This is a genomic window from Verrucomicrobium sp. BvORR034, from assembly GCF_000739635.1.
Taxonomy (GTDB): domain Bacteria; phylum Verrucomicrobiota; class Verrucomicrobiia; order Verrucomicrobiales; family Verrucomicrobiaceae; genus Verrucomicrobium.
The window spans coordinates 1-8,109 of sequence record NZ_BATQ01000006.1 but is presented as its reverse complement, the minus strand read 5'-3'; the positions used below and the strand labels follow the sequence as shown (position 1 = coordinate 8,109).

The 8,109-nt window shown below is 60.1% G+C and carries 3 protein-coding genes; 2 read left to right on the top strand and 1 reads right to left on the bottom strand.

Annotated elements, in window-relative coordinates:
- The coding region (locus BV034_RS00805; RefSeq protein WP_265592491.1) for an autotransporter outer membrane beta-barrel domain-containing protein at window positions 1-568 on the top strand (568 nt) is incomplete at its 5' end.
- Window positions 569-616: 48 nt separating this feature from the next.
- Here BV034_RS00805 and BV034_RS00800 read toward each other — a convergent pair.
- Entirely contained in the window at window positions 617-1,342 is a 726-nt protein-coding gene (locus BV034_RS00800) for a LuxR C-terminal-related transcriptional regulator (protein ID WP_050023147.1), read from the bottom strand.
- A gap of 200 nt (window positions 1,343-1,542) precedes the next feature.
- Here BV034_RS00800 and BV034_RS00795 point away from each other — a divergent pair.
- A partial coding sequence (locus tag BV034_RS00795) for an autotransporter-associated beta strand repeat-containing protein (protein ID WP_081887490.1) occupies window positions 1,543-8,109 on the top strand: 6,567 nt, incomplete at its 3' end.

The window sequence follows — 8,109 nt, the reverse complement described above, 5'->3', positions numbered from 1 at the left end:
CGGCGGCACCACGGACTACAGCATCGTGCGCCCCCTCTCCTGGGCTTCCCTGGATCGCACCGCCCGGAGCAATCCGGATGCGGCGGAGTTCTTCTCCCTCATCGGCACCGGCTATGACTTCCAGTTCGGCAACTTCACTGTGGGTCCTCAACTGAGCGCTCAATACACCCGTCTGGAGATGGACGGTGTGACGGAAACCGGGGCTGGTGTGCTGAACCTGGGCCTGGATGACTCCACCAGCGAAAGCTTCCGCACCTACCTGGGCGGCCGCCTCGCCTACACCCTCCATGCCAGCGAGACCGTCGCCATCATCCCCGAACTGCGCGTGTTCTGGCAGCACGAGTTCCTTCAGGACGATGAAACCCTGCACGCCCGTCTCGACGGCGGTCGCGGCCCCGGCTTCGAATACCGCAGTTCCAACGACGACCGCGACGCCGTGTTCGTCGGCGCTGGTGTCGGCGTTCAGGTGGGCACAGAGCTCTACTTCAATGTGTACTACAATGCCGACTTCGGTCGCGGCGATGACGGCAACCACGCCGTGTCTGCGAGCATGAACTTCAAGTTCTAACTCAGCTAACAACGTCGGTTCAGGAGCCCTCCGTGTGTATCGAAAGGATCACGCGGAGGGTTTCATACTTTTCATCCAGAGCGCCGCACCTGTGCGGCTCTCGATGCCCAGTTTCTCAAATACGGACTCCAGGTGCTTCTGCACCGTCCGGGAACTGATGCCCAGAATCTGACCGATCTCTTTGTTCGTCTTGGCTTTCCCCACCCAGTCGAACACCTCCAACTCTCTCGCTGAGAGACTCTTCAGCTCTGCACGCCTCCGCATTTCGCGAAATGATTTCTCCAGACCCGGCTGCATGAGCGAAAGAAGTACGCGCTCACGTTCATCATAGTCCTTGTGCGTGCGGGACAGCGCCAGTCCCACCAGATATCCGGGCACCGGCTGTGTGGAGGTGGACATTTGATATTCCACCCCGATGTGGCGGTACACTTCTTGATACAGGGTGAGTTTGTGGAACTGTTCTTGAGTGAGAAAATCGCTGATCTTCAACGGCATGGAGATGCCACCCTCCCCCAACTGATAGCAGGGATGTTCGTGGATGTACTGGTTGAAGGCCTCGCCATAGGTGGCCAGCAATGCGGTGTCACGATCCATGATGATGCTGAGCCGTTCGCCTTTGTAGAACTCATTGCATGAGATCCAGTTGGAGGGGATAAACGTGGGAAGCCATTTGAAGACCACCTTCTGGCGTAGCTCCGCCTCGTCCGCGCTAGCCATCAGATCCTTGGCGCAGGCACTGAGCTTCTTCAGGTCGGACTGGGTGATGAGAGACATGGATAAAGGGCTGGGGTGGCAATGGAGCAACAGTCAGCACGCAGCATAGAACGAATCTGCATCGCATAAATTACGCCATTTGGCGTATGGTCAGTAGGAGAGCGAGGGGAGATGACTCCGGCATGAAGACAAGCCGTTCTACCAGGGGTCGCGTGCGTGTTCTTGCATTCATCGCCGTTTCATTGGTTATAAATTCCCGAATGGCTGTGTCCCAGGTCACCTGGATCAACCCTGCCGGAGGCAACTGGTTCACCACCGGCAACTGGAGCGGCAATGCCCTGCCCGTCTCGACCTCAAGCGTCATCATCAACAATGGTGAATCTTCTGGACAGACGCTGGTGGATCAGGCGGGCGCGGTAGCTCAAGGCCTCATTCTGGGCGAGACGTCTAAAACGGGTGCGCTCGAAGTGACAGGTGCCGGAACCCTCACCGTAGGTTCCGGAGAGTTCTCGATTGGAGACAAGGGCGTGGGACTCCTGACCATTTCCAACGGAGGCAAGGTTACTTCTGCCTCTGCAGTGCTGGCCAACTATCCAGGGACAACAGGAACAGCTTTGATCAAAGGGACCGGCTCCCAGTGGACGGTCAACTCGACCTTGTACATCGCTGCCGATACCGGGGCGGTGGGCACGCTTACTGTGGAATCAGGTGGAAAGTTGCAGGCGAGTTCGCAGGTCTTGCTCGGCTCGTTTGATCCGACGGCGTCAGGAACGCTGACTGTCCAGGGCACGGGATCCAGTTTTGTTCAAACCGTTGGATCCCTGACGGTGGGCAATGGCGGGTTAGGTTATTTCAACCTCCTGAGTGGAGCCACCGCGTCCACGGCGGTGGTGACGGTGGGGGCTGCGTCATCGGGAACAGCAGTGATTTCTGGGAATGGCACGGCGTGGTCCACGGGGAATTTCCTCATGGGTTCCTCCGGCGCAGGGATCGGGACGGTGACCGTCTCGGATCAAGCCAAGATGAGCACCGTGCACAATCTCATGGGGGCCACCAGTGCCATCAGTAGCGGTCAGGTCACCGTGCAGGGTGCTGGCTCGGAGTGGAACATCAGCGGCGTCTACAGCAATCTGGCGATGACCTTGGGGCGGACTTCGGCGACAGGCAGTCTTTCTGTGCTGGATGGGGGCAAAGTCACCATCGCAGCAACGGCCACGAACGGCATCTTCGCAGACGTCCGGCTCGGCGGTGGCGCTAACTCCACAGCTGTACTTCTCGTCAGCGGCACCGGTTCCACTTTTAGCACGCCGTACAATCTCTATGTCGGCAACAACACGAATGCCAAAGGCACCATGACCATCAGTGCTGGCGGCACGGTGAACAGTGGATTCTCCGTCATCAGCTCCGCCGCCGATGCTAGCGCCACCACGACCGACGTGGTCACCATCACCGGCCCGGGTTCTGTATGGAACATCTCAAACACGCAGGCGGTGGCAGCAGACCACGCCACAGGAATGACCGTGGGATCGACCGGACGCGGCGTCCTGACCCTTGCCGACGGTGGAAAACTTAAACTGAACAACTCTGACGCCTTTGTCGTAATCGGAGGCATCTCGGGTAGTCAGGGCACGATCAACATTGGAGCTGATGCAGCCTCCGTGGCAGCCGCTCCAGGCGTCATTGAAGCCCGCGCCGTGCTGTTCGCCACCACCACGCCAGGTCCGCTGGTCTTCACTTTCAATCACACCTCGAACAACTATGTGTTCGCACCGCAAATTTCAGGCAGCGGCCCCGGCATCGTGAACATCGTGGCAGGCACCACGATCTTCACGAACGACAACACCTATACCGGCACCACCACGGTCTCCAGCGGTGCCACCTTGCAGTTCGGCAATGGTGGTACGACCGGCAGCATTAACAAAAACGTCACGGTCAACGGAACACTCATTTTCAACCGCTCGAACACACTGACATTTGCCCAGGTTGTTTCCGGATCTGGTGCGGTGGTCCAGTCGGGTAGTGGCACCACCATTCTTACAGGAAACAACACCTATCTGGGCGGCACCACCGTCAATGCCGGCAAATTGCAGATCGGCAATGTCCTCGGTGACGGGGCCTTTGTGGGCGACGTGGTGAACAACGGCACTTTCACCTTCTATCGCACGAGCGCCCTGGACTATGCGGGCGTGATCTCCGGCACGGGTATTCTAGAAAAGATGGGCAACGGTATATTGACCCTTTCGGGAGTACAGACCTCCACAGGAGGCACCCGCATTTCTGCCGGCACACTCCGTCTGGCCGCGAGTGACCGCCTGGTCAGTACGGCGGCGGTGACCGTCAGCGGCACGGGAACGTTTAGTCTCAACGGATTCAATCAAACGGTGGGGGACCTGTCTTCCACCGGCGGCACCATTGCCATTGGTGCAGGGACCCTGACCGCAGGCGCGACGGCTTCCACCAGCATTACTTCTCAAATTTCAGGCAATGGCGCATTTATCAAGCAAGGGGCGGGAACCCTGACCATTACCGGAACAAAGACCTTCTCTGGTACCACCACTGTTTCGGCGGGCAAGTTGCAACTGAACGGCAACATGTCTGCAGGCAGTTTTACCGTGAACTCCGGTGCCACTCTGGCCGGAACGGGCAGCGCCGGGGCCACCACCATTCAGAATGGCGGCATTCTGGCACCCGGCAGCAGTCCTGGGACTTTTACCGTGACCTCGCTACTGCTGAACAACTCGTCCATTCTCGAATACGAACTGGCTTCCCCAGGCGGCGTGGGGGATCTCATTCAGGTGACAGGGAATCTCACCCTGGACGGGGTGCTGAATGTCACCGGGCTCACCGGCTTCACCACGGGCATCTACCGCCTCATGAACTATGGGGGGACCCTGGTGGACAACATCCTCAGCCTCGGCACTCAGCCCTCTGGATATGACTTTACCGTCAGCGCCGGGGCAGGTCAGGTCAATCTGCTCATCCAGACCACCGGCTCACTCGGCCTGCAGTTTTGGGATGGGCCCAACACCACCGCCAATAACACCGTGGATGGTGGCACTGGCACCTGGAACTACCCCAACACCAACTGGGCGACTGCCTCAGGGGCCGCCAACGGAGCCTGGGTCAACGGCACGGCCGTTCTGTCGGGAAGTGCGGGCACCATCACCCTGGGGGCGGACATCACCTTCCAGGGAATCCAGTTTGTCACCAGTGGTTATGTCATTGAATCCGGCGGATTTTCCCTGCTGCCCTCCGGCGTGGCCACCTTTCGTGTCGATGGCAGCAGCGGGGTGGGGACGATCAATGCCCCCTTGGGCGGCAGCGGGGCCGTGGTGAAGTCAGGCCCCGGCAGACTGGTGCTGAATGCTGCCAGCACCTACCTCGGCGGCACGACCTTGCAATCAGGGCTCCTGGTGGCGGGCGGAGTCACGCAGACTGGAGGTGCCGGAAGCTACCAGTGGTATGTCACTGCCCTGGGTGCGGGAGCGATCACATTGGAAGGCGGCACCCTCGGTTTCAGTCCCACGCTTGGAGATCCCGTCAACGGGGCCGCGGTGAATTCCTACCATTTGTCCAACAGCCTCACGGCCTCTGCCAACTTCGGGCTGGCCTTCGCCACCTCTGCCAGTCGCGCCCCAGAGGTCTACTATCTGGATGGAAACCTCGCCCTGGGCGCAGATGATCGCACGACTCGCTTCGGGCACCCCGACATGGTCTCCGCACCCGTGACCCGCGTGCATCTTTCCGGCATCATCAGCGGTGGGGGCGGGCTGACCCTGGAGTCTGATCCCCTGGCAACCGGAACCCACGTGGTCACCTTTGAAGGTACGACCGCAAACTCTTATGCAGGCATGACTACGGTCAAATCCAGTATCATCCTCGAACTCGATAAAGGTGCCGCCAACGGCGCGATTCCCGGCGACCTCGTGGTGGAATCTGGCGGCCAGGTGGTCTCGCTCGCTTCTGAGCAAATTGCTGATGATGCCGGAGTGACCTTCAACGGTGGAGCCCTGACCCCTGCCAGTTTGTTGATGGATGAAACCATCGGCACTCTTAATGGCAACGGCATCCTTGAGCTCGATGGCTATCTTAGCCTGGGTGGCGGCGAATTTTCCGGCAGTCTGCAGGACAGTGCCACCAGTGCCGGGGACTTGGTCAAAACCGGTGGAGCGATCCTGGTCCTTTCCGGTGCCAGTACCTACACAGGCGGCACAGAGGTGGTCGGTGGCACCCTCAAGGTGCTTAATACCTCCGGCACCGCCACTGGGTCCGGACCCGTGATGGTGCGAAGCGGAGCCACGCTGACGGGTGCGGGCACAGTGGCGGGCCCTGTCACGGTGGAGAGCGGGGGCAGCCTCACCCCAGGTGACGGGCCGGAAACCATCGCTGTAGGTTCCTTGATCCTCAATGCTTCGTCCAATCTCAACTTTGAACTCGGCGGTCTCGTCAATGACCGTATCCTCGTGACCGATACCGCGGGCCAGCTCGTCCTCGACGGCGTGCTGAACTTTCCTTTCCAGCGGGGCTTTGGATCTGGAGTGTACCGCCTCATCGACTATCCCACAGCAGGAACTTTCTCCTTCAGCAACAACCTCCTTGCCACGGGTGTGGTCCCGTCTGGCTTTACCTACGAAGTGAATACAGCCACCGCCGGCCAGGTAAACCTGCTTGTGGATCCCGGCAGCCTTCGATTCTGGGACGGTCCTGGCAACGCCAACGATGGTGTGGTGCAAGGGGGCACCGGATTCTGGAACACCTCGAGCGCCAACTGGGCCAATGCTGGGGGGACGGCCAACACGGTCTGGGACCAGGCCAACGCGGTCTCCAATCCCCGTGTCGCCATCTTTGGCGGCACCGCTAGCGTCGTCACTTTGCAGCAGGAGATCTTTTTTGACGGTCTGCAGTTCCTGACAGATGGCTATGTCATCGAACCCGGTGGCTTCGTCCTGCACGGTGGCACCGATGGCAATACCAACATTCGCACGGAAGCAGGAGTGGCGGCCACCATTCATGCGCCGTTGGTGATCGAGACGGATCTTGGCAAATACGGTGCAGGCACCCTGGTGCTCACTGGAGGTGCCGCTTCTGACGGCGACTACTACGTCGAGGGAGGCACGCTGGAGGTGCAGGGTGGCGTGGTGAGCAGCGACTTCGGCGGAGTCTTCGTCGGTGGCACGGGCGCTCAAGCCACGACCTCGGGGGTGCTACGCCTGTCTTCGGGTGCCTCGCTGGACACGCAGGAGGTCAAGGTCTGGTCAGGCAGCCGGCTCGAAGGTGCCGGTCAGATTCTATCCACCGTCACGGTCAACAATGCCGCCACCATCGCCCCCAGAGGTTCGTTGGCGACAGGGGCACTGGAGTTAAATGAAACGACGGTCCTGGACTACGCCCTGGGCGCCCCCGGTGACTCAGCGAACAGTCATCTGCAGGTCGACGGTGCCCTGGTGCTCAACGGACTGCTGAACATCACGGACAATGGCGGATTCACGACCGCCAGTTACCGTCTCATCGACTACTCGGGATTTCTGACCAACGGGGGACTCACGCTTCAGAGTGTGCCGGTCGGCTTTAATGCCGGGGACTTTTCGATTGATGCCGCGACGACCGGCCAGGTCAATCTGGTGGTAGGGGGCAGCACCGGTCCCTCCGGCCCTGGCTCCCAGTACTGGGATGGAAGTTTTCCTCTCGCAAACAGCCGTATTGACGGAGGCAGCGGGGTTTGGAGCCTTGCTGGCACCAACTGGACCAACTTCGCAGGCAACGTCAACGGCCAGTGGAGCGGCATGACGGCCATCTTCGCCGCTCGCGCTGGCACGGTCGTTCTGGCAGATGACATTCCTTTCCGGCAATTGAATTTTGAAGTCGACGGGTACCGGATCGAGTCTGCTGGTCGGGCCCTGGTGCCGTTGGGAGATGCCGGGATTGAAGTGGTGGGAGCGGCCACGACCCGTATCCTTGCACCCCTGGTTGGCTCTGGAACCCTTACCAAATCAGGGTCAGGCGAACTGATTTTGACCGGGGCTCAATCCTCTGTGGTGGCCGGTACTTTTGTGGAGCAGGGGCGGTTGTCTGTAAACACGGTGTTGCGTTCACCCTTCGTCAATGTCGAACACGCAGGCACCTTGGGGGGCAACGGGCTGATCATCGGAAACGTGAGCAACGACGGTATCGTTGCTCCAGGCAACTCCATAGGCACTCTGGCGATTCGGGGAAATTTCCGGCAGAGCCGGCAGGGCACTCTGGAGATTGAAGTGGGCAGTCTTAGCCACTTCGATCAACTCGTGGTCAGCGGCACTGCGCGATTGAGCGGCACCTTGAAAGTGACTGGCAAGGGCCATGAGTTTGAGTATGGCGATCTCTATCCCTTTCTTCATGCAGGCCGCATCACAGGGCGCTTTTCGAGGATCAACGTGCCAGACCCCTCTAGGTTGCGGGGACGCTTCTTCGCAGAGGGTGGCACCGGCATTCTGTTGATCGCGCCCGCGAGCTATACACTCGTGGCCCAGACGCCCAATCAAACTCGTCTGGCAAAGGCGCTGGACCGCTGGATCGGCATTGAGATCGGAGAGATCGGGGCCGCGACGCTCGCACTGGATGTTCTGCGCGCGGACCAGTATCCCGCCGCATTTGAAGCCATCCTGCCCACCTACTATGACGGGGCTCTCCGCACTGGCATTGAGCTCAGCCACAACCACGGCCAGCTCCTCCACCAGCAGCTCAGCGCCCGCCGCCTCGGCCAGCGCACCCTGGCCGGCGAGGCAACTCCCGCCCCAGCACCAACCGTTGGTTCCAAGAACCCCAAAGCCGTGCAAAAAGTCGCGGCCCCC

Excerpts from the sequence above, each read along its gene's own strand:
- BV034_RS00800 (WP_050023147.1), bottom strand. The coding sequence starts at position 1,342 with ATGTCTCTCATCACCCAGTCCGACCTGAAGAAGCTCAGTGCCTGCGCC.